This window comes from Novosphingobium aquiterrae, from assembly GCF_042434435.1.
Lineage (GTDB): Bacteria > Pseudomonadota > Alphaproteobacteria > Sphingomonadales > Sphingomonadaceae > Novosphingobium > Novosphingobium aquiterrae.
The window spans coordinates 270948-297456 of the sequence record NZ_JBHLTL010000006.1 but is presented as its reverse complement, the minus strand read 5'-3'; the positions used below and the strand labels follow the sequence as shown (position 1 = coordinate 297456).

27 protein-coding genes are annotated in these 26509 nt (G+C 65.7%); 13 read left to right on the top strand and 14 right to left on the bottom strand.

Annotated elements, in window-relative coordinates:
- Nucleotides 1-198: 198 nt before the first annotated feature.
- The 4 genes from hslO to ACFFF7_RS11175 all read right to left on the bottom strand — a co-directional run bounded on the left by hslO (nucleotide 199) and on the right by ACFFF7_RS11175 (nucleotide 4146).
- Nucleotides 199-1107: an Hsp33 family molecular chaperone HslO gene (hslO, locus tag ACFFF7_RS11190; protein WP_379481435.1), complete on the bottom strand. Its 909-nt coding sequence runs from the start codon at nucleotides 1105-1107 to the stop codon at nucleotides 199-201.
- Nucleotides 1104-2030, bottom strand: coding sequence for an ornithine carbamoyltransferase (gene argF / locus ACFFF7_RS11185; protein WP_379481434.1), 927 nt, complete (start codon nucleotides 2028-2030; stop codon nucleotides 1104-1106). Before argF ends, hslO begins: the two co-directional genes overlap by 4 nt.
- Nucleotides 2027-3220 carry an aspartate aminotransferase family protein gene (locus ACFFF7_RS11180; protein WP_379481433.1) on the bottom strand — a complete coding sequence of 398 codons (1194 nt, stop codon included), beginning with the start codon at nucleotides 3218-3220 and terminating at the stop codon, nucleotides 2027-2029. The genes argF and ACFFF7_RS11180 overlap by 4 nt, the downstream gene beginning before the upstream one ends.
- Before the next feature lie 149 nt (nucleotides 3221-3369).
- Complete coding sequence (locus tag ACFFF7_RS11175) at nucleotides 3370-4146, bottom strand: cold-shock protein (RefSeq protein ID WP_379481432.1); 777 nt, start codon at nucleotides 4144-4146, stop codon at nucleotides 3370-3372.
- 296 nt (nucleotides 4147-4442) lie between these two features.
- Between ACFFF7_RS11175 and ACFFF7_RS11170 the strand changes: the two genes are divergently transcribed.
- From ACFFF7_RS11170 to ACFFF7_RS11150, 5 genes are read left to right on the top strand one after another with little or no spacing between them, the layout of a single operon-like run.
- Nucleotides 4443-4874: a protein tyrosine phosphatase family protein gene (locus ACFFF7_RS11170; RefSeq protein WP_379481431.1), complete on the top strand. Its 432-nt coding sequence runs from the start codon at nucleotides 4443-4445 to the stop codon at nucleotides 4872-4874.
- A 7-nt stretch (nucleotides 4875-4881) separates the two neighbouring features.
- Nucleotides 4882-5283, top strand: coding sequence for a hypothetical protein (locus ACFFF7_RS11165; protein WP_379481430.1), 402 nt, complete (start codon nucleotides 4882-4884; stop codon nucleotides 5281-5283).
- A 3-nt stretch (nucleotides 5284-5286) separates the two neighbouring features.
- Nucleotides 5287-6195, top strand: a complete 909-nt coding sequence (locus ACFFF7_RS11160) for a sterol desaturase family protein (RefSeq protein ID WP_379481429.1) — start codon at nucleotides 5287-5289, stop codon at nucleotides 6193-6195.
- 39 nt (nucleotides 6196-6234) lie between these two features.
- Complete coding sequence (locus ACFFF7_RS11155; protein ID WP_379481428.1) at nucleotides 6235-7812, top strand: GMC family oxidoreductase; 1578 nt, start codon at nucleotides 6235-6237, stop codon at nucleotides 7810-7812.
- Between the two features lie 10 nt (nucleotides 7813-7822).
- Nucleotides 7823-8284, top strand: a complete 462-nt coding sequence (locus ACFFF7_RS11150; protein WP_379481427.1) for a GreA/GreB family elongation factor — start codon at nucleotides 7823-7825, stop codon at nucleotides 8282-8284.
- Here the strand turns inward: ACFFF7_RS11150 and ACFFF7_RS11145 are convergent.
- From ACFFF7_RS11145 to glpX, 4 genes are all read right to left on the bottom strand, one after another.
- Nucleotides 8281-10023: a DEAD/DEAH box helicase gene (locus ACFFF7_RS11145; RefSeq protein WP_379481426.1), complete on the bottom strand. Its 1743-nt coding sequence runs from the start codon at nucleotides 10021-10023 to the stop codon at nucleotides 8281-8283. The two genes, ACFFF7_RS11150 and ACFFF7_RS11145, sit on opposite strands and share 4 nt — an antisense overlap.
- 52 nt (nucleotides 10024-10075) lie before the next feature.
- Nucleotides 10076-10858 (bottom strand): histidinol-phosphatase, encoded by a 783-nt coding sequence (gene hisN, locus ACFFF7_RS11140; RefSeq protein WP_379481425.1) that lies wholly within the window; start codon nucleotides 10856-10858, stop codon nucleotides 10076-10078.
- Complete coding sequence (locus ACFFF7_RS11135) at nucleotides 10858-11793, bottom strand: ribose-phosphate pyrophosphokinase (protein WP_379481424.1); 936 nt, start codon at nucleotides 11791-11793, stop codon at nucleotides 10858-10860. The genes hisN and ACFFF7_RS11135 overlap by 1 nt, the downstream gene beginning before the upstream one ends.
- A 91-nt stretch (nucleotides 11794-11884) precedes the next feature.
- The gene (gene glpX / locus ACFFF7_RS11130; RefSeq protein WP_379481423.1) at nucleotides 11885-12862 is read right to left on the bottom strand and encodes a class II fructose-bisphosphatase; all 978 of its coding nucleotides are present in this window, start codon (nucleotides 12860-12862) and stop codon (nucleotides 11885-11887) included.
- 156 nt (nucleotides 12863-13018) lie between these two features.
- Here glpX and ACFFF7_RS11125 point away from each other — a divergent pair, with 156 nt between their 5' ends.
- Nucleotides 13019-13453, top strand: coding sequence for a hypothetical protein (locus ACFFF7_RS11125; protein ID WP_379481422.1), 435 nt, complete (start codon nucleotides 13019-13021; stop codon nucleotides 13451-13453).
- Here ACFFF7_RS11125 and ACFFF7_RS11120 read toward each other — a convergent pair.
- The gene (locus ACFFF7_RS11120) at nucleotides 13450-14763 is read right to left on the bottom strand and encodes a homoserine dehydrogenase (RefSeq protein ID WP_379481421.1); all 1314 of its coding nucleotides are present in this window, start codon (nucleotides 14761-14763) and stop codon (nucleotides 13450-13452) included. The genes ACFFF7_RS11125 and ACFFF7_RS11120 overlap by 4 nt on opposite strands.
- 106 nt (nucleotides 14764-14869) lie before the next feature.
- Nucleotides 14870-15730: a hypothetical protein gene (locus tag ACFFF7_RS11115; protein ID WP_379481420.1), complete on the bottom strand. Its 861-nt coding sequence runs from the start codon at nucleotides 15728-15730 to the stop codon at nucleotides 14870-14872.
- A 335-nt stretch (nucleotides 15731-16065) separates the two neighbouring features.
- On the opposite strand from ACFFF7_RS11115, the gene ACFFF7_RS11110 reads away from it, so the two are divergent.
- From ACFFF7_RS11110 to ACFFF7_RS11095, 4 genes are all read left to right on the top strand, one after another.
- Nucleotides 16066-16722 carry an energy transducer TonB gene (locus ACFFF7_RS11110; protein ID WP_379481419.1) on the top strand — a complete coding sequence of 219 codons (657 nt, stop codon included), beginning with the start codon at nucleotides 16066-16068 and terminating at the stop codon, nucleotides 16720-16722.
- An 87-nt stretch (nucleotides 16723-16809) separates the two neighbouring features.
- The gene (locus ACFFF7_RS11105; RefSeq protein ID WP_379481418.1) at nucleotides 16810-17580 is read left to right on the top strand and encodes a MotA/TolQ/ExbB proton channel family protein; all 771 of its coding nucleotides are present in this window, start codon (nucleotides 16810-16812) and stop codon (nucleotides 17578-17580) included.
- Between the two features lie 117 nt (nucleotides 17581-17697).
- Entirely contained in the window at nucleotides 17698-18234 is a 537-nt protein-coding gene (locus ACFFF7_RS11100) for an ExbD/TolR family protein (RefSeq protein ID WP_379481417.1), read from the top strand.
- Between the two features lie 35 nt (nucleotides 18235-18269).
- On the top strand, nucleotides 18270-18725 hold the full coding sequence (locus ACFFF7_RS11095; protein WP_379481416.1) for an ExbD/TolR family protein: 456 nt from the start codon (nucleotides 18270-18272) through the stop codon (nucleotides 18723-18725).
- Nucleotides 18726-18787: 62 nt separating this feature from the next.
- On the opposite strand, the gene ACFFF7_RS11090 is transcribed toward ACFFF7_RS11095, so the two are convergent.
- Nucleotides 18788-21244 (bottom strand): ligase-associated DNA damage response DEXH box helicase, encoded by a 2457-nt coding sequence (locus ACFFF7_RS11090; protein ID WP_379481852.1) that lies wholly within the window; start codon nucleotides 21242-21244, stop codon nucleotides 18788-18790.
- 156 nt (nucleotides 21245-21400) lie between these two features.
- Here ACFFF7_RS11090 and ACFFF7_RS11085 point away from each other — a divergent pair, with 156 nt between their 5' ends.
- Together ACFFF7_RS11085 and ACFFF7_RS11080 are read left to right on the top strand one after the other, a co-directional pair.
- Nucleotides 21401-21625, top strand: coding sequence for a hypothetical protein (locus ACFFF7_RS11085; protein ID WP_379481415.1), 225 nt, complete (start codon nucleotides 21401-21403; stop codon nucleotides 21623-21625).
- 43 nt (nucleotides 21626-21668) lie between these two features.
- Nucleotides 21669-22940 carry an MgtC/SapB family protein gene (locus tag ACFFF7_RS11080; protein ID WP_379481414.1) on the top strand — a complete coding sequence of 424 codons (1272 nt, stop codon included), beginning with the start codon at nucleotides 21669-21671 and terminating at the stop codon, nucleotides 22938-22940.
- On the opposite strand, the gene pgmG is transcribed toward ACFFF7_RS11080, so the two are convergent.
- Genes pgmG through ACFFF7_RS11065 form a run of 3 tightly spaced genes read right to left on the bottom strand, consistent with a single transcriptional unit; the run spans nucleotide 22937 to nucleotide 25451 of the window.
- Nucleotides 22937-24328 (bottom strand): phosphoglucomutase/phosphomannomutase PgmG, encoded by a 1392-nt coding sequence (gene pgmG, locus ACFFF7_RS11075; RefSeq protein ID WP_379481413.1) that lies wholly within the window; start codon nucleotides 24326-24328, stop codon nucleotides 22937-22939. The genes ACFFF7_RS11080 and pgmG overlap by 4 nt on opposite strands.
- Entirely contained in the window at nucleotides 24325-24618 is a 294-nt protein-coding gene (locus ACFFF7_RS11070) for a molecular chaperone DnaJ (protein ID WP_379481412.1), read from the bottom strand. Before ACFFF7_RS11070 ends, pgmG begins: the two co-directional genes overlap by 4 nt.
- Nucleotides 24619-24626: 8 nt before the next feature.
- The gene (locus ACFFF7_RS11065; RefSeq protein ID WP_379481411.1) at nucleotides 24627-25451 is read right to left on the bottom strand and encodes a division plane positioning ATPase MipZ; all 825 of its coding nucleotides are present in this window, start codon (nucleotides 25449-25451) and stop codon (nucleotides 24627-24629) included.
- A 103-nt stretch (nucleotides 25452-25554) separates the two neighbouring features.
- On the opposite strand from ACFFF7_RS11065, the gene panC reads away from it, so the two are divergent.
- On the top strand, nucleotides 25555-26403 hold the full coding sequence (gene panC / locus ACFFF7_RS11060) for a pantoate--beta-alanine ligase (RefSeq protein WP_379481851.1): 849 nt from the start codon (nucleotides 25555-25557) through the stop codon (nucleotides 26401-26403).
- The last annotated feature ends 106 nt before the right edge of the window (nucleotides 26404-26509 follow it).

Genomic DNA, 26509 nt, shown 5'->3' with positions numbered 1-26509 from the left:
ACCTCCCCCGTTGGCCGGGGCAAGGCCAAGCAGGAAAACCGCGGTTGCTGCAGCAGCTTGTCGGAACAGTTTCCTACGCACGTCTTCCAATCCAATCGAACGCTTCGCGCACAGCATTTCGCGCGGGATTCGCCATCATCCTTGTAACATGGCGACGATCCGCGACCAAGTGTGTTTTTTTGTCGACGAATTGAGCAGCTAGTCGGCTATCTCGAAGACCTTCGAGCAAAATGCGCAATCGACCAGGATCAGACCCGCGTCATTGCGCATTTCAGCGCGATCCGCCTCGGCGAATTGTCCGATCACCGACTGATAATGCGCCACGCTGCAACGGCATCCGCGCGAAAGCCGTCGACCAGCCTCAACCCGCACTTCGTCTTCCTCGTGGAAGAGCCGCCAGACCAGAGCCTCCAGCGACAGATCCGGATCGACCAGTTCATCGTGACGCGTGCTCCCGGCCAGAACGGCAAGGTGTTCCCATTCGGGATGATCGAGCCGGACGTGCAGTCGCTCGCGCCCTTCCTCGCCGTCGGCGAGATGCTGGATCAGCAAGCCTCCGGCGATGCAGCCCTGACCATCGGAACGAACACCGACGCGGATCAGGGTCGGCACCTGCTCGCTCTGCGCGAAGTAATTCTGGCACGCTTCGGCCAGTGAATTGCCTTCCAGCGGGACGATACCCTGATAGCGCTGGCCGGTGGTCGCCATATCGAGAGTGATCGCCAGATAGCCTTTGCCGAACAGGGCATAGAGCGACGGATTGGCACCGATCAAGTCCAGCCGGTCGGCATCGAAGCGAACGTAGCCGCGCAGTTCTCCGCCGCGATAGTCGCAGACCAGCAGATCGACGACACCGCTTTCGGTTTGCGCCTGCATCGTCAGCTGACCTTCGTCATCCTTGAGCAACGAGCCGATCAGCGCCGCAACCACCAGCGCTTCGGCCAGGATGTGCTTGATCGGCGCCGGATAGGCGTGGGCCGACAGGATCGTCTCCAGCACCGGCCCCAGCCGCACCACCCGGCCGCGGCCATTGCGCGAAGGGATGGTAAAACCGAGAATCCGGTCAAAGCCGGTTTCGTCGGCCGGGATATGCTCTGGCGCGCTCACAGTTGACCGAAGACCCAGCGCAACACCGATTTCTGGGCGTGAATGCGGTTTTCCGCCTCGTCCCAAACCACCGATTGCGGCCCGTCGATCACCGCGTCGGTCACCTCCTCGCCGCGGTGCGCGGGCAGGCAGTGGAGGAACGCTGCCTTGGGCGCGGCCTGTGCCATCAACGTCGCATTGACCTGGTATGGTGCCATCGCGGCAAGCTTATTATGCGCATGCTCCTGGCCCATCGACACCCAGGTATCGGTGACCACAACATCTGCGCCGCGCACCGCTTCGGCAGCGTCGCGGGTCAGGGTGATCGTCGCCCCGGCGGCGCGGGCGCGCGCGACGAAATCCGCGTCAGGCTCGTAACCCTGCGGCGTTCCGGCGCGGACATTGAACTTGAGCAGCCCCGCCGCCTCGATGATCGAGCTCAGCACATTGTTGCCATCGCCCAGCCAGGCCAGCTCAAGCCCGGGCAGTGCCTTGCCCTGCTCGATCAGGGTCAGCAGGTCGGCCATGATCTGACACGGGTGCGACTGGTCGGTCAGCCCGTTGATCACCGGGACTGTGGCATGGGCAGCCATCTCCTCGATCTTGGCGTGATCGTCGGTGCGGATCATGATCGCATCGACCATCCGGCTGAGCACCCGCGCGGTATCGGCGATGGTTTCGCCGCGGCCGAGCTGGGTCGATCCAGCCTCGAGGATAATGGCGCTGCCGCCAAGCTGACGCATCGCCATGTCGAAAGAGACGCGGGTCCGGGTCGAATTCTTCTCGAAAATCATCGCCAGAACGCGGCCCGACAAAGGCGCATCGGCATCGGGCTTGCCCTTGGCCCACCCCTGCCGCGCCGCCTTGCGCTCGATCGCGTCGTTCAGCATTGCCGCGATCGCGTCGCCCCCGGCATCGGCCAGGTTGAGGAAATGGCGGGTCATTGCACCGGCTCGGGCGGCTGGTAGCTGGCGGCACCAGCCGACAGCTTGTCGAAGAACTCGTCCATCTCGGCATCCTCGATCACCAGCGGCGGAACCAGGCGCAGCGTGTTGTCGCCCGCGGCCACGGTCAGCAGCTGGTGATTGTCGCGCAGGTGGGCAACGAATGCGCGGCTTTCGTGAGTCATCTTGACCCCCAGCATCAATCCCTTGCCGCGGACCAGTTCGAACAGCCCCGGATAGTTGCCGATGAACTGCTCGAGCCGGCTGCGCAACCGCTCGCTCTTGGCGCGGACCTCGGCCAGGAATTCGTCGTTGGCCACAGCATCGAGCACCGCTTCGCCCGCGGCCATTGCCAGCGGATTACCGCCGTAAGTCGACCCATGTGTGCCAATCACCATGCCGCGCGCGGCCTTTTCTGTGGCCAGGCAGGCGCCGATCGGGAAGCCGCCGCCCAGACCTTTGGCCGTGGCCAGCACGTCGGGCTCGATCCCGTATTGTTCATAGGCATAGAACGTACCCGAACGGGCTACACCGCATTGCACTTCATCCAGTGCGAGCAGCAGGCCGTGTTCGTCAGCCAGCGCGCGCAGCCCCTGCATGAAAGCATCGGAGGCCGGACGGATACCGCCTTCGCCCTGCACCGGTTCGACCAGGAAGCCGGCGGTGTTGGGGCCGATCGCGGCCTTGGCGCCTTCGAGATCGTCGAAGTCGACGTACTTGAACCCGGCGAGCAACGGCATGAAGCCCTTGTGCATCTTCTCCTGGTTCGACGCGCTGATCGTCGCCATCGTCCGGCCGTGGAAGGCGTTCTTGAAGGTGATGATCTCAAACCGGTGATCGTCGCCGCCGTGCTGGTGATAGGCGCGCACGGTCTTGATCGCGCATTCCACCGCCTCGGCCCCCGAATTGGTGAAGAACACCGTATCGGCAAAGGTCAGGTCGACCAGCCGCTGGGCCAGACGCTCACCCTGCGGGCTTCCATAGAGGTTCGACACGTGCATCAGCGTCTCGGCCTGCTTCTGAATCGCGCCGATCAGGCCGGGGTGCGAATGGCCCAGCAGGTTGACCGCGATGCCCGCCGCAAAGTCGAGATATCGCCTGCCATCTTCCCCGATCAGGTGGCAGTGTTCGCCGCGCACCGGGCGAAAGCCGCAGCGGGGATAGACTGGCATCAGCGGGGTAATCGACATGGGTACTTCCTTCGCTTCACTTGAATTGCGGGAAAACGAAAACGACAAATGGCGGCCCCCAGAGTCCGAGAAGACTTAGGGGCCGCCATTTGCACGCGTTTATAACTAGGCAGGCCCGGGGACAACCCCCGGTGCGGCTGCAATCGGGATCAATCCTGACGCGGCGCCAGGTTGACCGCCGAGTACTTGCCTCGTCGATCGACTTCGATATCGAACTCGAGCCGATCGCCTTCGTTGAGACCCTGCATACCCGAACGCTCAACCGCACTGATGTGAACAAAGGCATCAGCCTGTCCATCGTCGCGGGTGATGAAGCCGAAGCCCTTCATGGCATTGAAGAACTTGACCGTGCCGGTTGCCCGTTCACCGGTCAGCTCGCGCTGCGGTGCCTCGGGGCGCTTGGCCACAGGAATCACGTCGCCAACCACTTCGAGGTCGCTGGCCGAGACCTTGCCACCGCGATCAACCAGCGTGAACTTGAGTTGCTGCCCTTCGGCCAGGCCTTCCAGCCCGGCGCGCTCGACCGCGCTGATGTGGACGAAGACATCTTCGCCGCCTTCATCGCGCTGGATAAAGCCGAAGCCCTTGCCGCCGTTGAAGAACTTGACTGTGCCGGTTCCTTCGCCAACGACCTGGGCCGGCATTCCGCCGCCACCACCGCCGCCGCCGCGCGGGCCGCCGAAGCCGCCACCACCGCCGCCGCCGCCACGCGGGCCGCCGAAGCCGCCGCGATCACCGCCGCCAAAACCGCCACGACCACCGCCGCCGCCGCCGAAGCGGTCACCACCGCCACCGAAACGGTCGCTGCCGCCGCCGAAACGGTCACCACCACCACCGCCGCCGCCAGCGAACGGATCAAAGCTCTCTTCGCCGAAACCGTCCCGCTTGTCGCGACCCCGGCCGCGACGTCCTCTATCAAAACCCATAAACCCGAATAAACCTTCGCATCGCCCCACGAAACATGGCCAAAACGCGGACGAATCGTCACGGCCAAGCGGTTGCAGGCCTGAAGCCGTCTATCCGCACACTGCCTGATAGCCGATCTTGCAGCGATTGGCGAATCGATTCAGGCAGGTGGCTGCGGCGTGCGCCCCCCGTGACATTTATGCACGATTTACACGCGATCGCGGCCGAAGCGCTTGCCACCGAAAGGGGCGCTTGGCAGAGGGAGTTGGCAATCGGCGCGAACCTGCGCCGCCCCGTCCGGAGTGAACGATCCCCCATGTTCCGCGCCTTGAACGATCACTTTTCCGTCAGCCCGCAGATCACAACGGACGATGTCGCCGCCGCCGCCGCGCAGGGCTTCGGCCTGGTCATCAACAATCGCCCCGAGGACGAGAGCGAGGACCAAACCCCTGGCGACGCCATCGCGGCAGCGGCGCAGGCCGCCGGAATGGCATACGTCGCAATACCCGTTACCCATGCCGGGTTTTCCGAAGGCCAGTTCAAGGCGATGGCCGCCGCGCTGGCATCCACCGACAAACCGATACTGGCCTATTGCCGCTCGGGTACGCGTTCGACCCTGCTGTGGGCGCTGGCCGAAGCAAGCAGGGGCAAGAACCCCCAGGCCCTGAGCGCGGCTGCGGCGCGCGCCGGCTATGACCTTTCGCCGGTGCAGGCGATTATCGACATGCTGGCGGCCAATGCCGACTAGCGCTGTCTTGCTGTTCGAGCTTATCAAGCTTGCCGCCTCGCTCGCCGCGATACTCGGGGTGGCCTGGCTGGTCGGGCGGCTGCGGCTGGGCAGCGACGTGCGCCTGCGCGACGAGGCCGAGGCAGCCGAACTGGCGCGCGGCGCGCTCTGCGGGTTCGAGCCCGCCGAAATCGTTCTTGATCGGGCCGGCATCGGGGCCTTGCTGCGCGATGCCTCGGGCCGCGTCCTGTTGCTGCGCCGCCACGGCGCGCAATTCGCCGCGCGGGTGCTCGATTCCCATGCCCATGCGCGGCTCGACCGCAATTTCCTGACGATCGGGACGGAAGAGCGCCGCTTTGGCTCGGTCACGCTAGACCTTGGCGACCAGGCCCAATTGTGGGCCAGCAGCCTGCGCCGACTGGGGACCTGAACCATGCCAGCACTGAGCCCGGTCGACTATGCCGTCCCCTTTTTCATCCTGCTGATCCTGATCGAGGTCGCCTGGGCCCGGCGCCGCGCACCCGCTTCGTATGAAGCGCGCGACACACTGGCATCATTGGCGATGGGGCTGGGCAGCACCGTTGCCGGGGCGCTTTTCGCCGGATTGTTCACCGTGCTGGCCCTTGCGCTCTATGGCCTTCGCGTGGCCGAAATTGGCTGGGCCTGGTGGGCGTGGATCGCCTGCTTCGTGCTCGACGATTTCAACTATTACTGGGCGCACCGCACGGGTCACCGGGTCCGCTGGTTCTGGGCCAGCCACGTCAATCACCATTCCAGCCAGCACTACAACCTGTCGACCGCGCTGCGCCAGACATGGACCGGGTTTCCGGCGCTGTCCTTCGTGTTCCGCATCTGGCCGGTACTGATCGGCTTCCACCCGGCGATGATCGCGACGGTCGGCGCGGTCAATCTGGTCTACCAGTTCTGGATCCATACCGAGGCGATCCGCCGCCTGCCGCGCTGGTTCGAAGCGGTAATGAACACCCCCGCGCACCACCGCGTCCACCACGCGATCAATCCGCAGTACCTCGACCGCAATTATGCCGGAGTGTTCATCGTCTGGGACCGGATGTTCGGCACGTTCCAGCCCGAGCTGGACGGGGTGCGGATTCACTACGGCATCGTCAAGCAGCTCGGCAGCTTCAACCTGCTGTGGACCGCCTTTCACGAATGGATCGGAATCTTCCGGGACGTGTGGCATGCGCCATGGTCTGCCAAGCTGGGCTACATGGTCCGCGCGCCGGGTTGGACCCACGATGGCAGCCGCGACACCTCCGACATGATCCGGGCGCGCTGGCAGGCGCTGCAGGATAATCGCGGCGGCACGGTTGCACCCGATTAATCGAACGCTTAATCCCCCTTGGCAGAGGAGCCGAGGGAAATGGACCAGTTCGACATCATCGTGATTGGCGGGGGCAGCGCGGGCAGCGCCGCGGCCGGCCGGCTGAGTGAAGACGGCCGCCGCCGGGTCTGCCTGCTCGAAGCCGGCGGAAGCAACGATACGATCCGGGTGAAGACCCCCGGTTTCATGCCTTTCATCCCCGAGGCGTCGAACTGGCGGTTCGAAACGGTCCCACAGAAGGGCTTGAACGGCCGCCTGGGTTACCAGCCGCGCGGCCGCGGACTGGGCGGCTCGTCGGCGATCAACGCGATGGTCTATATCCGCGGCAACCGCTTCGATTACGATCAATGGGCCGCGCTGGGCTGCATCGGTTGGTCCTATGACGATGTCCTGCCCTATTTCCGCCGCGCCGAGCACAATGAGCGCGGCGCCGACGCCTTTCACGGCGGGGACGGGCCGCTCAACGTCATGGACCAGCGCTGGCCCAATCCCGGCAGCAAGGCCTTCGTCGCCAGTGCCGCGGCACTGCAGCTAGGCGCCAACCCGGATTTCAACGGGGCCGCACAGGACGGCTTCGGGCTTTACCAGGTCACCCAGAAGGACGGCGAGCGGTGGAGCGCGGCACGCGCCTACCTCACCCCGCGTCCCAACCTGACGATCCGCACCGGGGCGCTGGTCGAGCGGCTGGTGATAGAGGAAGGCCGGGTTACCGGCGTGGCGGTGCGGTTCGGCGGCCAGCAGGAAGTGCTGCGGGCCAGCGGCGGGGTCGTACTGTCGGCGGGTGCCTTCGGATCACCGCAGATTCTGATGCTGTCGGGCATCGGACCGGCCGCGCATCTTTCCGGACAGGGCATTCCCGTTGCGCTGCACCGCGAAGCGGTCGGCAGCGACCTGCAGGATCATATCGATTACGTGTCGAGCTGGGAAACGCAGTCGCGCGATTTCTTCGGTGACAGCCTTGCCGGTACCTGGCGCATGGCCAAGGCGGTGATCGAGCACCGCTTCAAGCGCACCGGCATCATGACCACCTGCTTTGCCGAAGGCGGCGGGTTCTGGCGGACTTCGGCAGACGTTCCCGCTGCTGATATCCAGTACCACTTCGTCCCGGCAATGCTGGAGGATCACGGCCGCGAAAAGGTCAAGGGCCACGGCTTTTCGATCCATGCCTGCGTGCTGCGCCCGGAGAGCCGCGGCACGGTGCGGCTGGCGTCGAGCGACCCCGCCGCCGCGCCGGCGATCGATCCCAACTTCCTCGACGATCCGCGCGACATTGCCGTGCTGCGCAAGGGCGTGCGCCTGTCTCACCGCATTGCCGAGGCGCCGCCACTCAGCGATTACAAGCCCAAGGACCGCTATCCGATCGACCTCGACAACGATGCGGAACTGGACGCGCTGATCCGCGAGCGGGCCGACACGGTCTATCATCCGGTTGGCACCTGCCGGATGGGCAGCGATGACTTTTCGGTCGTCGATCCGACACTGAAGGCACGCGGTATCGACGGGCTGTGGATCGCCGATGCCAGCGTGATGCCGCGGCTCGTATCGGGCAACACCAACGCGCCCTCGATCATGATTGGCGAACGCGCCGCCGATTTCGTCAAGGCCGCGCTGGCGTGATGACCCTGCCATGAGCGTCGCCTTCCGCCGCGAGAGCGATGAGGAGCATCTCGAACCCCGGTTCGAGCTGCCGATCCCGCCGGGGCCGAACCTGGTCACGGCGCGCGGCTTGCGATTGCTGGAGGCCAAGGTCGCAGAGCTGGAAGTGGCGCTGCCCACGCTGAGCGAAGACGATCAGCGCAAGGCGCATCTGCGCGACCTGCGTTATTGGCGCACCCGGCTGGCCACGGCGGAGCTGACCGAACCGCGCGCCGACGGCATGGTCGGCTTTGGCAGCAAGGTTGAAATGCTGCTGGGCGGCAAGCCGCGCAAGATCGACATTGTCGGCCACGACGAAGCTGATCCAGCCAGTGGCAGGATCGCCTTCACCGCGCCGCTTGCCCGCGCGCTGATCGGTGCCGAGGTTGGCGATCAGCTCGATTTTGGCGGGAAGGATGCGGCCATCGAAGTGGTCGCGATCAGCCTCGACTAACTGCGCGGGCCTTTCGGCTTGCCCTTGTGGAACACGCGCGGTCCCGTTCTGGGGCCCGCGCCGCCGGGTCCGCCCTGACCGCGATGCGGCTTGGGCGGCGGGCCCTTGCGGCGTTCGCGGGCCTGCTCGCGCGGGGCTTCCGACTGTTCGATCGTGATTCCGCTTTCGTCGTCGCCGTCGATCCCGGCGGTGCGCTTTACCGCGTCGGCGAACTTGCGCGCCACCGCGGTGGGCACCTGAAAATGCGTCTCACCCTGACCGATGCGGATTGCACCGACTTCGTTGCGGGTGATGTGGCCGCGGCGGCAAAGCAGCGGCAGGATCCAGCGCGCGTCGGCATTCTGACGGCGGCCGACGTCCATGCGGAACCACACCACGTCCTCGAACCCCGGGCGATGCCGTTCGGCCTGGGCGGCGCGCTGAGCCTCGTGCGTGCCGGCGATCAGCTCCTCAGGCGCAGGCATGGCGGCGCGGTGCGCGCGGACGAGTGAACCGGCGATGTCTTCAGGGCTGCGCTCGGCAAGCAGCCGGGCAGCGATCTCCCGATCTTCCTCGTCCAGCTCAACCGGCGTGAGCAGCGCCGCGATCAGGCGTTCGCGGTCATTGCGCCTGATGTCGTCCGGGGTCGGTGCCTCGCGCCATTCGGCCTCGATCCGCGCGCCGCGCAGCATCGATTCGACGCGCTTGCGGCGCGGATAGGGGACCACGATCACTGCGGTGCCCTTCTTGCCCGCGCGCCCGGTGCGGCCCGAGCGGTGTTGCAGCGCTTCGGCATCGCGCGGGATCTCGACATGGATCACCAGGCTCAGCGTCGGCAAGTCGATCCCGCGCGCGGCGACATCGGTGGCGACGCAGACCCGCGCGCGGCGGTCGCGCAAGGCCTGCAGGGCGTTGTTGCGCTCGCTCTGGCTATGCTCGCCCGACAGCGCGACAGCCGCGAAACCGCGCTCGATCAGCGTCGCGTGCAAGTGGCGGACGTTGTCGCGGGTAGCGCAGAACAGCATCGCGGTTTCGGCTTCGTGGAAGCGCAGCAGATTGACCACCGCGTGCTCGATCTGCGCCGGGGCGACCGTCACCGCCTGATAGGCGATGTCGCCGTGGCCGCGATCCTCGCCCACGGTCGAAATCCGCACCGCTTCGTGCTGATAGCGCCGCGCCAGGGCGACGATCGGCTTGGGCATGGTCGCCGAGAACAGCAGCGTGCGGCGGCCTGACGGGGTGGCATCGAGGATCTCTTCGAGGTCCTCGCGGAAGCCCATGTCGAGCATCTCGTCGGCCTCATCGAGTACCACCGCGCGCATCGCCGACAGGTCGAGCGCGCCGCGTTCGAGGTGATCGCGCAGCCGCCCCGGCGTGCCGACAACGATATGCGCGCCATAGCTGAGCGCACGGCGCTCCTTCGACGGGTCCATTCCGCCGACGCAGGTGGCAATGCGCGCACCGGCCTTGGCATAGAGCCACATCAGTTCGCGGCTGACCTGCAGGGCCAGCTCGCGGGTCGGCGCGATCACCAGTGCGAGTGGTGCGCCGGCTTGCGGTAGCCCCGATTCGCCCAGCAGCTCGTCGGCCATGGCCAGCCCGAAAGCGACGGTCTTGCCCGATCCGGTCTGGGCCGAAACCACCAGATCGCGGCCCTTCGCGCCTGTTTCGATCACCGCCGACTGGACGGGGGTTAGCGCAGTATAGCCATGGGCGGTGAGCGCTTCGGCAAGAAGCGGCGTTACATCGGGGAAGGTCATGATCTGCGCGCCCCTACAGCGTGCAGGCGCTTTTGGCTTGCGTTCTTTTCAATCAGTGGTTGCAGGCCAGGGCTTCGACCACGTCCTCCAGCCGCGCCGGATCGCCCAGGGCCAGGACGCGGCCGTCGCTGGCGGCGTGGAGCGGTTCGCCGTTCCAGTCGGCCATGGTCCCGCCGGCGCCTTCGACCACCGGGACCAGCGCGGCATAGTCGTGCAGCTTGAGATTGGCCTCGCAGACCACGTCGAGCTGGCCCATCGCCAGCATGGCATAGTTGTAGCAGTCGCCGCCCATCACCATCCGCTTGTGATCGGTCTTGGCGGCCAGGCCCATGAAATGGGCGCCGTCGTGGTCATCGAAATAGTGCGGCCCGGTGGTGGCAATGGCCGCATCGGCAAGCGAGCGGCAAGCCCGCGTCCGCACCGCGCTGCCGTTTAGGGTGGTCGCCTGCCCGGTCGCACCGATCCAGCGTTCGCCAAGCACGGCCTGGTCGATCACGCCCAGTACCGGCCATCCTTCCTGGACCAGCGCGATAAGCGTGCCGAAGATTGGCCGGCCGGCCAGGAAGGCGGTGGTCCCGTCGATGGGATCGAGCACCCAGGTCCGCCCGGAATTGCCAGCCTCCGCACCGAACTCTTCACCGTGGATCGCATCGCGCGGAAACTCGGCCTTGATCAGCCGCCGCATTGCCTCTTCCGCGGCGCGATCGGCCTCGGTTACCGGGGAACGGTCGGCCTTACGTTCGCTGCCGAGTCCGGTGCGGAAGAAGGGCAGGATGACATGGCGCGCAGCATCGGCGAGCCGGTTGGCTAGTGCGAGTTCCGCGTCGAGCGCCATCAGTCGAACAGGCTCGAGACCGAGCTTTCTTCGGCAATGCGGTGGATCGCTTCGCCGATCAGCGGGGCGATGGTGAGAACGCGGATCTTGGCCGAAGCCAGAGCGGCCTCGGTCGGCTGGATCGTGTCGGTAATTACCAATTCCTTCAATGCCGAATTGGTCACGCGTTCCACCGCGCTGCCCGAGAGGACGCCGTGGGTCAGGTATGCGGTCACGCTGGCGGCGCCGTCATCCATCAAGGCCTGGGCCGCGTTGCAAAGCGTGCCGCCCGAATCGATGATGTCGTCGATCAGGATGCAATGGCGTCCTGTTACGTCGCCGATGATGTTCATCACTTCGGACGAACCGGGCTTGTCGCGGCGCTTGTCGACGATCGCCAGCGGGGCGTTATTGAGCCGACGGGCGAGCGCGCGGGCGCGGACCACGCCGCCGACGTCGGGCGAGACGACCATCAGGTTTTGCTCGCCCGAGCGGGTCAGGATGTCGGCCGCCATGACCGGGGCACCATAGAGATTGTCGGTCGGGATGTCGAAAAAGCCCTGGATCTGCCCGGCGTGGAGATCGACCGCCAGCACGCGGTCGGCGCCGGCAGTTGTGATCAGGTTGGCCACCAGCTTGGCCGAAATCGGCGTGCGCGGGCCTGGCTTGCGGTCCTGCCGAGCATAGCCGAAATAGGGCAGAACCGCCGTGATCCGCTTGGCCGAGGCGCGGCGCAGCGCATCGATGCAGATCAGCAGTTCCATCAGGTTGTCATTGGCCGGTGCGCTGGTCGACTGGACCACGAAAACGTCCTCGCCGCGGACGTTCTCGTGGATTTCAACAAAGACCTCGTCGTCGGCAAATCGCCGGACGTCGGCATGGGTCAGTGGCAGTTCGAGATAGCCCGCGATCGCGCGCGCCAGCGGCAGGTTGGAGTTGCCGGCCAAGATCTTCATGTCGTCGCCCTTCCCCGCGCGATTCAGCCTGCGCGGGCCTTGGCCAAAGGCGCGCGCGAATGCAAGCCGTCGCGGTCCGGAAAGGTGGGTATCAGCCCTTGTTGCGGTGTTCGCCGCTGACCCAGCGTACTGTCCCCGTGCTGGCCCGCATCACCACGGAATGGGTGGTGAGCAAGCCGCCGCGCAAACGCTTGACCCCCTTGAGCAGCGAGCCATCGGTCACGCCGGTCGCGGCAAAGATGCAATCGCCCTTGGCCAGTTCATCACGGGTGTAGATTCGGTTGAGATCGGCAATGCCCCACTTGCGGGCACGGGCGCGCTCGTCCTCGTTGCGGAAGACCAGGCGGCCATTGAACTGCCCGCCGACACAGCGCAGCGCCGCTGCCGCCAGGACACCTTCGGGTGCGCCGCCCTGGCCCATGTAGAGATCGATGGTGGTTTCGGGATTGGTCACCGCGATCACTCCGGCGACATCCCCGTCCCCGATCAGCACGACGCCGCAGCCCAGGCCGCGCAGTTCGGCGATCAGATCGGCGTGGCGCGGCCGGTCAAGCACGCAGACGATGATTTCGTCGGGCGCAACGCCCTTGGCCGCGGCGACGGCCTTGACGTTCTCGGTCGGGCTTTTGGCAAGATCGATAATGCCTTCGGGATAGCCCGGACCGACCGCCAGCTTGTCCATGTAGACGTCGGGCGCGTTGAGCAGGTTGCCTTCTTCGGCCACGGCCAGCACGGCCAGCGCGTTCGGCCCGGCCTTGGCGGTGATCGTCGTGCCTTCCAGCGGATCGAGCGCGATGTCGATCTTCGGGCCGGTGCCGATCGCGCTGCCGACCTTTTCGCCGATGTAGAGCATTGGCGCCTCGTCCCGCTCACCCTCGCCGATCACCACGGTCCCGTCCATCGCCAATTCGTTGAGCGCGGCGCGCATGCATTCGACCGCCGCTGCATCGGCGGCCTTTTCGTCGCCGCGACCGATCAGCTTCGAAGCACCGATCGCAGCCGCTTCGGTAACGCGGACCATTTCCAGCACAAGAACGCGGTCGAGGACCTTTGAAGCGGGCGTCGTCATGAATGTCTGATCCTTGCGCGTCGGCATTCTGAACGGAATGCATACCTATGTAGCGCGCCGCTTAGCCAGCCCGCCGGACAATGTCGAGGTCTGGCGTTCACAGAGAGTTAATTGCCGTTGGGCTTGATCCTGACGCAGGGTCAGGCGGGGAATCGCGTGTCAGTTCGAGCCACGTCTGTGATTGCTGCGCTTGTGCTGGCATGGCCTGCCCACGCGCAATCGCAAGCCGGTACCGATGCACGCGTCGCCGAAGTTCTGGCCAATGCGCAGCGCGTGCTGTCTGCTGTTCCACCCAAGAAAAGCTGTGCACCTGTGACAGGCGACGAGATCGTTGTCTGCGCTCGTGAGGATGGCGCGCGTTATCGCGTGCCCTCATCGGCCGACAGTGATCCCACATCGCGCGCTGCCTTGCGCACCGGCATGCCGTCAGCGCCGCAACTGGACCGCGGATCGTGCAAGGGTCAGCCCAACTGCATAATCGGCGGCTATGTTCCGCCGCCCGTCTATTACATCGATCTCAAGGCGATCCCGGAAGCACCGGAAGGGTCCGATGCGGATCTTGTCGCCAAGGGTGAAAAGGCGGCGCGCTAGTCAGCCAGGATGTGAAGTACCAGTGGCGGCTCGGCCAGGCTGTCAGAGCCGCTGAGCAGGCGCACAGCCTCGGCTACCGCGCTCTCCGGCCCTTCATGGGTAACCAGCGCGACCATGACGGGCTGGTCGTCGGACCGCCCCTTCTGGATCAGGCTTTCGATCGACACGCCGGCATCACGGAACGCGGCGGTGATCTCTGCCAGCACACCCGGACGGTCGGCAGCCATCAGGCGGACATAGGCGCGGCCCGTGCGGCTGCCCGCATCGGCGGCTGACATGGCTTCAAGCTCGCCAACCGGAACCGAGAACGGTGCGCCGATCTCACCACGGGCGATATCGATCAGATCGGCAACCACGGCACTGGCCGTCGGCCCATCGCCAGCACCGGCACCCTGGAACAGCAGGCGGCCCGAGAAATTACCTTCGGCCACGACGGCGTTGGTCGCGCCATCGACGTGCGCCAAGGGATGATCGAAAGCCACCAGGTGCGGCTGGACCCGCTGGAACAGGACCTTGCCGGCCGGCGATTCCATGGTTTCCGCCATGCCGATCAGGCGGATGACATAGCCAAGCGCATCGGCCTGGGCGATATCGGCGGCACGCAGCCGGGTGATCCCGGCGGCGTCGACCGCCGCAAAATCGAGCCGTGCGCCAAAGGCAATCGCCGCCAGGATCGACAGCTTGTGCGCCGCATCAATGCCCTCGACATCAAAGGCCGGATCAGCCTCGGCATAGCCCTTGGACTGCGCTTCGGCGAGGACGTCGGCAAAATCCCGCCCGGTGTCTTCCATGGTCGAAAGGATGTAATTGCAGGTCCCGTTGAGGATGCCATAGACCCGCTCGATCTCGTTGGCGGCGGCGCCTTCGCGCAGGCCCTTGATCACCGGTATCCCGCCGGCCACTGCCGCCTCGAACTTCATTGCGACCTTGGCCTCCTCGGCCTTGGCAGCCAGTTCCAGGCCGTGGTGCGCAATCATCGCCTTGTTGGCGGTGACCAGCGCCTTGCCCGCCTCGATCGTGGTCCGCGCGCAGGCCAGCGCCGACCCGTCCGATCCGCCGACCATCTCGACGACCACGTCGACATCGGCGCGTTCGCCCATGATGACCATGTCGTCTTCCCAGGCATAGCGCGACAGATCGACGCCCCGGTCCTTTGTCCGGTCACGCGCGCCAACCACTGTGACTTGCAGCGGCCGACCGGCGCGGCGCGCGATCAGCGCCGCGTTCGCTTCGATCAGCCGGATGACCCCGGCCCCGACGGTGCCGAGCCCGGCCAGCGCGATCCGCAAAGGTGCGGGAGTGTCTGCCATATGATCCCCTTTTGCCGCGCGCCTTAGGCAGCCCGGCTTGCCGCGGCAAGCAAGAATCGGCGGCTTCTCTGCCGACTTCGCGAAATATCCTTACGCTGTGCCTGGGCTAGCCGCGGCTGCGCGCGCAGGGCCCCAACTGCTCGACGATGGCGGCATAATCCAGCGCCGCGGCAGCGCGATCCGCGACCGATTCTGCGATATTGGCTCGGGCCGGAAGCGTCTGCGGGAGGAAGCAGGCCAGGCGGTACCAGGCCAGGCTATCGCGCGGGGGCAGGCCCTGTGCGGCGCCGACCAGCTCGGAAAAGGATGCACCGAACTGCGGCGCCTGCCCCGGCACGCGCGAAACGGTGAGCGCCGCCGGCTCGCCATTGGCGCTGCTCAGGAAGACCTGGCTCTCGCCTTCTCCGGCAAGGGCGCCGCCAACATGCAGCGCCTCGCGCACACCGGTGATGCGCTGGGGTGCGCCGACCGCGAACAGCTCCTCGAGCACGCTCTTGACCCGCGATTCCAGCGGTGCGCTCCAGGGCAGTTGCGCGTCGGGGGCAACCAGTTGCAGCTCGCTCGGCCGGCCAACCACGGACCGTGCGAACAGGATCACCGACTGCTTGCCCAACTTCGGCGGGCGTCCCTTCGCATCGGCCTTCACGTCGACAAGGTAGACCAGCTTTTCACCCAACGGGCGCGTGCCCCCGATCAGTGCCTCGGTCCGCGCTTCAATATAGGTGCGGATCCAGCCTGCCCGGACGCCCTTGGCGCGCGCTGGCTCGACCGGCACGGCCCTGCGCACTTGCGCGCGCACCACCATCGGGGCGCCATCGGCCAGGTCGACAAGATCGGCATAGGTTGGCGAGGACGGCGCCGCGCGAGTCGCCGCAGCGTTCTGCGAATCGGCCAATGCGGGGGCGCTGCCAAGCGGGGCAAGGGCAGCAATCGCGACAGGAAATAGGAATGCGGCGGTACGGGTCATGGGTACTCCTGCCCCATCGGGCAATCGGGAAAAATCATCAAAATTGACGGAATCATGCGCAAACTATGGGTTTTTGATCTTAACACAGGTGAATTGTCCGTTAATGGATAAAGCGTTGCGCACCTGTCGCCGCGCGGTTAAAGCACGGGAAAAGCCGGGCCAAAATACAACAAAGGTCCGCGATCCGGGCAGTCAGCACATCGGGAGCGAGCTGGATTTCCGGATTGACCGACAGGGTGGATGTAAACAAATTTGGGCGTCCGGATCCGTTTTGCGGCTTCGGACGTCGGATCCGGGTTTTGGCCCGGTGGGACTGTTAGGAGTGATCCGTCTGAATGGCCTACGCTGACCGAGAAGTGAGTGGCAATCGCATTGCTGCCTTTGTCGTCGTTGCCCTGCTCCACCTGGTGGTCGGCTATGCGCTGATTACCGGGCTGGCTTATGAGGGTGTGAGGAACATCCTCAAGAAGGTAACGACCGTCGACATCAAAAAGGAAGAGCCCAAGAAGGAGCCGCCGCCGCCGCCCAAGCAGGCTGCTGCGCCGCCGATCGTGGCTCCGCCGGTGAAGATCAACGTCAACGTCGCGCCGCCGCCGATCACTACGGTGACGACGCCGCCGCCCGTTGCGCCGGTCGTGCCGATCATCGCCCCGCCCGCGCCGGTGCCGGCTCCGCCGCCGCCGCCCAGGTTCCAGCCCAAGAGCGCACAGCCCAAGGGCAATCCGGGTTCGTGGGCCAATGCCAACGACTATCCCTCGGGGCCGCTGCGCCGCGAGGAAGAAGGCGTGACCCGGTTCCGCGTCACTGTCGGCGCCGATGGCCGCGTGACCTCGTGCGACGTCACCGGGTCAAGCGGATCGGGCGAACTCGATTCGACCACCTGCTCGCTGATCACCCGCCGCGGCCGCTTCAATCCGGCCATGGACGGGGAAGGCAATCCGGTGGCGGGTGCCTGGTCCAGCTCGGTGCGCTGGCAGATTCCGAAGGACTGATTTTTCCGCTGCCGCGGCGTCCCCGCCGGGTCACGTGGCAAAATCCTGGTTTTGATTTTAAGTTATTTCTCTTGAGAGGACTATCGCATGGTTTTTGAACTTCTCGCCGCTGCAGCCAACGCGGCCCCGCAGAACAAGTTCGGCATTCAGGAAATGATGTTCCCGGATGGCAAGCCGAACTGGATCGCCCTGGCGGTTGCCGCCATTCTGGCGATCATGTCGTTCGGTTCGTTTTTCATCCTGTTCACCAAGTGGGCCGACCAGAAGCGCATCCTGAACCAGTACAACGACCTGCGCAGCAACTTCTGGCGCGCGCCGTCGCTGAAGGAAGGCGCCGCCAAGCTGGAAAAGAACAGCGCCTGGCGCCAGATCGTCGACGACGGCCTCGCCGCTGAAGAACAGCACGCGAAGATGACCGATTCGATGGAAGCGCATGACTGGCTGCACGGATCGCTGGCCCGTTCGGAAGCTTCGGTCAACGCCCGTCTCGCCACCGGCCTGCCGTTCCTCGCCACCGTCGGCGCGACCTCGCCGTTCATCGGTCTGTTCGGTACCGTGGTCGGCATCTATCGCGCGCTGATCGCCATCGGCATCGCCGGCTCGGCCTCGATCGACAAGGTCGCCGGCCCGGTCGGTGAAGCGCTGATCATGACCGCGGTTGGTCTGCTCGTCGCCGTTCCGGCCGTGCTTGCCTACAACTACCTGCAGGCCCGCAACAAGCGCATCTCCGAGCTGCTTTCGGGCTTCTCGACCGACGTGCTGGCCTACATCAACTCGCGCGGCGCTGTGCGTCCGTCGGTTGTTGCGGCTCCTGCCGCCAAGCCGGCTGCTGCGCCGGCCCCTGCCGCCAAGGCGTAAGCATAATGCCCGGACTGCGGCGGGACCTGTCCCGCCGCGGTCCGCGGCTTCCGCCGGGATCGATACCAGCCTTTCGGCATGATCCCGGTCCGGTAACGCTAGAATAGGATGTAACACATGGCTATGGCAGTTGGCGACGCCGGCGGCGATGAAAAGCCGATGTCGGATATCAACACCACGCCCTTGGTGGACGTGATGTTGGTGCTTCTGATCATCTTCCTGATTGCGGTTCCGATCGCTATCCAGACGATCCAGAAGCTGAAGATCCCGATCATGGTGTCGCAGGAATCGAAGGACAAGGTCGAAAACTTGCTGCTTACGGTCAGCACGACCGATTCGGCCGGACGCTCGGCCGGCGATCCGGGTTTCGAGGGTGCGTCGCTGGGCGGTGAATGCCGGATCTATTTCAACAACATTACGCCGGTCGATTCGAACGAACTGCGCGATATGGCGTTCAAGCGCCTTGACAACATCGTCAAGCGTGCAGGCGGGCCGGAAGCGCTGCGAGACAACCCCGAAATGGTGCCCCAGGTCCACATCCGCGGCGATCAGTCCGCGCCGTGGCGCTGCGTCGCTGGCGCAGTCTACAACGTGCAGATTTCGGGCTACCCGACTGTTGGCTTCATCTCGACCCCGGTCGATCCGAACGGCTAACGCCGCTCGGCCCCTAGATTCAGGAGTAACCCACCATGGCAATGTCAGGCGGCAAGGATGATGGCTCGCCGATGATGGAAATGAACACGACGCCGCTTATCGACGTCATGCTCGTTCTGCTCATCATGTTCATCATCACCATCCCGGTGGCCACCCACGCGGTCAATATCGACCTGCCCAACCCGTCGGCTCCGCCGCCGGACACGATCATCAAGCGCGACAAGAACAAGGTTGTCGTGATGCCCGACAGCTCGATCCTGTGGAATGCGACCCCGATGAACGAAGGCCAGTTGCTCGGCGCGCTGCAATCGACCCTGGCGATCAAGCCGGAACCCGAACTGCAGTTCCAGCCGGATCCGCAGGCACCATATGATACTACAGCCAAGGTGCTGAACATCATCAAGGGTTCGGGCGTGACGGCATTCGGTTTCGTCGGCAACGAACAGTACTCGGAATTCACCAGAGCACCGGGCACTGCCAAGCCGAACTGAGCTGGCAAATCATTCCAGACATGACGAGGGGGCGGAGCAATCCGCCCCCTTTTCTTTGCAGCCTAATCCGCTTCGCCGGGAAATTCGGGCGTGTCGATCCGCATCGCGGCCCCGGCGAGTCCTTCCGCTTCCAGCAGCAGTTCGTCGTCGGCTGCGCCTTGCGGCAGGGATTCGCGTCCGATCATGACCAGAACCGGAACGGCCAGCGGGCTGACCCGATCAAGCGTCACGTGGACCAGGGCGGACTGGGCCCGTTCCAACACGCCCGCCAGCCGGTCGATGTCGGTCATCCGCGCCCGGGCATCGGCCCAGGCCGCGCGCAGCAGCACGTGATCGGGTTCGTACTTGCGCAACACGTCGTAAATCAGGTCAGTCGAGAAGGTGACCTGCTTGCCGGTCTTGCGCTTGCCCGGTTGCTGTCGTTCGACCAGCCCGGCGATCACGGCCACTTCCTTGAATGCCCGGCGCAGCAGATAGCTTCCCTCGACCCACTGAATGAATTCGTCCTGCAGAATTTCGGGCGAAAGCAGCCGCGCCGGATCGGTCACCGGACGCAGGCCCCACACGGCTAGTGCATAGTCATTCGCGACAAAGCCAAGCGGCCCCAGTCCCTGCTCCTCCATCCGCCGCGTCACCAGCATCCCCAGCGACTGGTTCGCCGGCCACCCTTCGAAGGTATAGATCACCGCATAGTGGCGCTTGTCGTGCGGGAAGCTTTCGACCAGCAGCGTGCCAGGTGCGGGCAGCTGTGACCGCCAGTCCTGGACTTCCAGCCATTCGCGCACGTCATCGGGGAATCGCGCCCACCCCGCACGGTCGGCGAGCAACCCCTGGACCCGCTGCGACAGATGCGTGGTCAGCGGCAAACGCTGGCCCATGTAGCTGGGGATCTGGCCGGTCTTCTTCGCCGCCCGCACCAGCATTTCGGTCTCGCGCAGCGCCTCGACCTCCAGATCGAGCCCGGCAAAGCGAAACGTCGCGCCGGGGGCGAGGCTGGCGGCAAAACCCTCTTCGACCCGGCCGAGCGAGCGTCCGTTGCGGAAACGCACATCGATCATCTCGCTGTCGACGATGATCCCGGCATTGAGCCGGTAGCGCGCGGCGTGTTCGGGATGGGTCAACCGCCAGAGTCCATGCCCGCCTTGGCCATCACGATCGCGCACGATGCGCTGGAACCGGTCATAGGCCTTGAGCGCATAGCCGCCAGTGGCGACGAAGTGCAGCACCCGGTCCCACGTCGCCGCATCGACCCCGGCATAGGGGAGCGCCGATTGCACCTCGTGCAGCAAGGCGTCACCGTCGAAAGGTCCAGCGCAGGCTCGGCCCATGACGTGCTGGGCCAGCACATCGAGCCCGCCGGGACGGAAATCCTCCCCATCGCGCTGGCCCTCTTCGACGGCCTGGAGCGCCGCCAAAGCCTCGAGGTATTCGAAGCGATTTCCGGGCACCAGCAAGGCGCGACTGGACTGGTCGAGCCGGTGATTGGCCCGCCCGATGCGTTGCAAAAGGCGCGACGATCCCTTGGGCGCGCCCATCTGCACGACCAGATCGATGTCACCCCAGTCGACCCCCAGGTCGAGGCTGGCAGTCGCAACGAGTGCGCGCAACTCGCCCCGCGCCATCGCGCCTTCGACCTTGCGCCGCGCCTCTTTCGACAGCGAGCCGTGATGAATCCCGATCGGCAGGTGATCGGCATTGACGTCCCACAGCTGCTGGAAAATCAGCTCGGCCAGGAAGCGCGTGTTGCAGAACACCAGCGTGGTGCGGTTGGCGCGGATCGCGTCATAGAGCTGTGGTACTGCCCAGGTCGCAGCGTGGCCGCCCCACGGCACCCGGGCATCTTCGGGCAGCAGCACCGCCAGGTCGGGCGGTGCGCCGCTTTCTCCCTCGACCAGGGCAACCGTGTCGAGATCGCCCCACGGTGCCAGCCATGCCCGGAAGTCATCCGGATCGGCCACCGTTGCCGACAAGGCAACACGCTGCAGGGTTGGCGCCAGCGCCTGCAGCCGGGTCAGCGACAGTGCCAGCAGGTCCCCCCGCTTGCCGGTGGCAAAGGCGTGGACTTCGTCGATCACGATCCGCTTGAGCGTGCCGAACAGCGTCTCTGCTTCGGGATAGGACAACAGCAGCGCGAGCGATTCGGGCGTAGTCAGCAGGATGTGCGGCGGACGCGCGCGCTGCCGCGCCTTGCGGTCCGATGGCGTATCGCCGCTGCGCGTCTCGATCCGGATCGGCAGGCCCAGTTCTTCCACCGGGGTCAGCAGGTTGCGCTGAACGTCATGGGCCAGCGCCTTGAGCGGCGACACGTAAAGCGTGTGGAGCCCCTCTGGCGGCAGCTGACCAGCCAGGCGTGACGGGCAGAAATCGGCCAGCGTCGGCAGAAACCCGGCCAGGGTCTTGCCCGCGCCGGTATCGGCGACGAGCAGGGCGTGCCGGCCACTGGCAGCAACATCCAGCATGTCCGTCTGATGCCGCCGCACGCGCCAACCGCGCTGCGCAAACCATTGAGCAAGCTCGATAGTGAGGTTCGCCTTCGTCACCGGCGGGTACCGATGCTGTCATCTCTGGTCAGAAAGGCCCGGATCATGGTAAACACGTCATACACGCGGAAACGAATAACGCGCGCATCGGGTTGCAACCAGCCCCGGGATTGTCCCGGCAGGAGTGACGCAGCCATGCACCTCGTCAAGTTCGAAACCCAGGGCGAAAGCCAGACCGCGCTGATCAATCCCCAGCAGGTCGCCTATATCGCCGAAGGACTCTACGGCACCTCGATCCATTTCGCTTCAGGTGAATACGTGATCTGCCACGGCGATATCGACGATATCGCGCAGCGGCTGACCGAAGGCGGCGGCAGCGACAGCTATCTGATCTCCGCGACGGAGCCAGCACGCACCTGATTGGTGCTTTGCGCCGGGCTTCAGCGGTGCCATCAATGCAGCGATGAACGTTGGAGAGCCATTTTCCTGGGGTCAGTTGCAAGGTGTCGGCCTGGCCCTGGCACTGGGCCTGCTGGTCGGCGTGCAGCGCGGCTGGGTCCAGCGCAGCGAACCGGCAGGCAGCCGCTTTGCCGGGATCCGCACCTATGGGCTGCTTGGCCTGGCCGGGGGCATGGCCGGCGCGCTGCAAGCCATTGCCGCGCCGGTGGCCGCCATGCTGCTGCTCGCCGCAGCCGCGCTGGTCGTGCTCGGCTACTGGCGATCGACCCAGCTGCGCCCCTCGATCAGCGGAACGGCCAGCATTGCCGGGCTGATCACCCTGGCGGCGGGCTATATGGCAGGGCTCGGCGCCTTCGCCCTGGCCAGTGCTGTCGCGGGCATGACCGTGCTGCTACTCGCCTTGCGCCGCCAATTGCATCACATCTTGCGCCATATCGACGAACAGGAAATTGCCGCAATTGCGCGCTTTGCCCTGATCGCGCTGGTGATCCTGCCCTTGCTGCCCGACACCCCGATGGGACCCTATGGCGCCTGGCGTCCGCGCCAGTTGTGGCTGGTGGTGGTCCTGGTCTCGGGCTTCTCCTTTGCCGGCTATGTCGGCGCCAAATGGCTGGGCGCGACCCGCGGCGTACTGGCAACGGCAGCGGCCGGATCAATGGTCTCGTCGACCGCCATAACCGCAGCCCTGGCCGGCAAGCTGCGCGATGATAGCGGGGACCGGACCGTGGCCAATGCCGGGATCGCGCTGGCATCGGCGGTAATGTTCGTGCGGGTGATGATCCTGACAGCAGCGCTCGCCCCACGCGCGTTACCCACCTTTGCCATGCTGGCAGTGCCCGGTATGCTGGTCAGCCTGACCGGTTTCGCGCTGATCTTCCGGCGGGGGCGGAGCACCGCCACGGGCGATGCGGCTCCGGTTCCGCGCAATCCGTTCGATCTCAAGCCCGCCGTGCTGTTGATGGTGCTGACCATGGTCCTGACCGTGGTCGCCCGCTGGGTGCTGGCGCGCTTTGGCGATGCCGGACTGGCGACTGTCCTGGCGATATCGGGGGTGGTCGATGTCGATTCGGCCATCATCACCCTGGGCAACCTGCCCGAAGCGACGCTGGCCCCGAAAATCGCCGGACTGGTGCTTTTGCCGCCAGTGGTGCTCAATACCCTGTTCAAGGCCGGTGCCGCGGTAAGCCTGGCGGGCTGGCGCAAGGTCGGGCCGGGGGCAGCGACGCTGGTTGCGGCAGCGGTCGGAGCGTCCGTGCCGTTGGTCTTCCTGCTCTAGCCGCGCGAAACACCGGACTGGGCCAACTGCGCATCGGCCAGCGCCAGCAGCCGTGCCAGCCCTGCTTCCGACGCGCTTTCCGCACGCAGGGTCACCGCGTCCTGGGTGTTCGAGGCGCGCAGCAGCCACCAGCCATCGGGCGTCGAAACCCGCACCCCATCGATTGTGATCACCTTGGCACCGCTTTGGGCAAGCCGCGCTGCGACCTCTTCGACCACGGAAAACTTGCGCGCATCGGCGACGGGAAGACGCAGTTCCGGCGTGTTGAAAGGCTCGGTCATGGCATCGCGCAGCTGGGTGACAGACTTGCCGAGCCGCCGGGTCGCGGCAATCAGCCGAAGCGCGGCGTACAGCGCATCGTCAAAACCGTACCAGTCATCGGCAAACATCAGGTGGCCGGTCATTTCCCCGCCCAGCGGCGCGCCAATTCGCTTCATTTCGGATTTGATCAGGCTGTGTCCGGTTTTTCCCATAACCGCACGTCCACCCAGCGCTGTCACCCGGTCGAATAGAACCTGCGAGGCCTTCACGTCCGCGATTACCGTGGATCCGGGGCTGCGCAGCAGGAGGTCTTCGGCCAGGATCATGAGCAGCTGGTCGCCCCACAGCACCCGCCCCCTGGCATCGACCACCACGATCCGGTCGCCATCGCCGTCGAAAGCCACTCCGAAGTCGAGCGACTTGGCCGCGACCAGCGCCTTCAGATCGGCAAGGTTCGCCTCGACCGTGGGGTCAGGATGATGGTGCGGGAACGTCCCATCGACATGGGTGTAGAGCGCGAGATGTTCGCCGGGAAGATTTTCGATCAATCGCTCCAGCGCGGGGCCGGCGGCCCCGTTGCCGGCGTCCCAGCCGATCCGCAGGCTGGCGAGGGCATCCGGGTCGAGGCCATGCAGCGCACTGAGCAGCCGCTCGACATAGGTGCCGAGGATCTGGACTTCCTCGCAGCCACCCTGTCCGGCAGACCAGTCTCCAAGGGCGGCCCGGCGGCCGAGTTCGCGCAGGTCTTCCCCGCAGAACGGCCGGCCACCAAATACTATCTTGAAGCCATTGTGATCGGCGGGATTGTGGCTGCCAGTTACCTGAATGCCGCCCTGCACCTGTTCCATTGAGGCTTCGGCGAAGTAGAGCATCGGGGTTGGCCCCAGCCCGATCCGCACGACGTCCACACCGCCCGCGCGCAGGCCGCCAACCAACGCTTCTTCAAGTCCGGGCGAACTGACCCGGCCGTCGCGGCCGACCACGACCGTGCTGCCGCCCGCTTCGCGCAGCACCGTGGCAAAACCGCGGCCAAGAGCCTCGGCATCGGCAATGCCAAGCTGACGCCCAACTTCACCCCGCACATCATATTCGCGCAGGATCGCGGGGTCGAACCGGTGCGATTTCACCGTGCAGCTCCGCTCCGTTCGATCCGGGCGAGCAGCAGGTCGCGAGCGCGCGCCGCGGCATGGACCTGGTCCGAGGTGCCGCCGCGATCCGGGTGCGCCGTCATCAGCAGCCGGCGATGCGCCTCAAGGACCTGCTCGCGCCCGGCATCGCGGCCGACCCCCAGCAAGGCGCGCGCCTGCGCCTCGTCCTGGGCGCGTTCGGACTGCGCCCACAACTGCCACGGCCAGCGGCCGGTCAGCAGCCGGCACGCCAGCGTACCAAGCAGCAGCAGTGTAATCAGTTTGCCCACCGGCGGGCTCAGCCCTGGGCGGTCAGGGCCAGCTGCGGTTCGCGCGCGGCGGGCATGGGCAAGCGGAGCGAGGCAACCAGCGCGCGCAATTCCTGCCGCGCGACCAGGTGACTGGTACCCAGCTCGCCCAGGTGCCCCTTGTCGAGCAGGGTCAGGCCGGAGGGAAACAGCTCACGATAGATCACGCGTTCGGACAGGCCGCTGGCGATGCGAAAACCGACGCGCTTCGACAGTTCAGTCAGGGCCTGGTCGAGCCGGCGCATGTTGCGCGCTTCGACGTGCTGGGTGCGGTTGCGCACCACCACCCAGTCCATCTCGCGGCGATTCTGCTCGATTGTCGCCATCGCCCGCTTCTTGCGCGCTTCCCAGATCAGTTCGGCATAGAACGACAGTTTGCGGACCTTGAAGGTTTCGGCATCGACCTGGCCGATCAGATCGAAGTCGACGAAACTGTCGTTGAGCGGGGTAATCAGCGTGTCGGCACCGGTCGCAACATGGCGGGCAAAGGGATCGTCGCGCCCCGGGGTGTCATAGATGATGAAGTCCGCGCCTTCACCGACCCGCGCCGACAGGTCGTCCAGATCCTCGGTGGTTTCGCCGCCGAACACGTCGAAGCGCGCAGTGGGCAGGTCGATCTCGCGCCGGCGTGCCGTTTCGGCGCGGTTTTCCAGATAGCGATGCAGGGTGCGCTGGCGCGGATCGAGATCGATCGCGGCGACGCTGGCGCCCTGGTAGGCCAGCGCGATCGCGACGTGGACTGCCGTGGTCGATTTGCCGGTGCCGCCCTTTTCGTTGGCGAAGACGATGCGGTGCGGGACGGATTGCGCTGACACGGGATACCTTAACTGATCGATTAAACGGGTTGCCCCATACCGCAATGCAGCATAGGGATCGGCACGAAAGCCGCCCGCGCTTTCTACAGGAGGGGATTTGGCCGTGCAAACGGTGACATCGCTTGATCCACTGCGCAGTGCCCTGGAGGCATTGCGCCGCGACGGCACCCTCGCCCTGGTTCCAACCATGGGCGCGCTGCACGAGGGCCACCTGGCCCTGGTCCGCGCCGCCCGGGACCGCGCGCGCCACGTGATCGTGTCGATCTTCGTCAATCCGCGCCAGTTCGGGGTGAACGAGGATCTGTCGCGCTATCCCCGCCAGCTCGAACGCGACAGCGCCCTGCTGGCGGCAGAAGGCGTGAGCCTGCTGTGGGCCCCTTCGGTCGAGGCGATGTATCCCACCGGCTATGGTACCGAAATCAGCGTCGCCGGGGTCAGCGAGGGGCTGTGCGGCGCAGCGCGGCCGGGCCATTTCGACGGGGTCGCGACAGTCGTCGCCAAGCTGTTCAACCAGGTCCGGCCGGACACGGCGCTGTTCGGCGAGAAGGACTGGCAGCAGCTGGCGGTGATCCGCCGCATGGCCCGCGATCTCGATCTTGTCGCCCCGGCGGCAGACGCGATCATCGGGGTGGCGACCGTGCGCGAGGTCGATGGCCTGGCCCTGTCATCGCGCAACGCCTATCTCTCTCCCGAGCAGCGCGCCCAGGCTGCCGCATTGCCGCGCGAAATGGACCGGGCCATCGCAGCTTTGCGCAGCGGCGCGGAACAGGCGGTCGTGTTGGCAGGTTTGGTGGGCGGGCTGATCGCCGCCGGCTTTGCGTCGGTCGATTACGCCGAGCTGCGCGAGGCGGAAAGCCTGGCCCCGGCAACGCCCCTGGCCGCCGTGCCGACCCGTCTGTTTGTCGCTGCCAGGATCGGCGGAACCCGACTGATCGACAACAAGCCGGTGTGATTATTCCTGCGGCGATGGCGCAAATCGCCAAGCGGGTGTAGCAGTGACGCAGTAAACCAAGGCATTCCCGGGTCGCGCAGGGAAGCGGTATCCCGCAAAGGGGCCG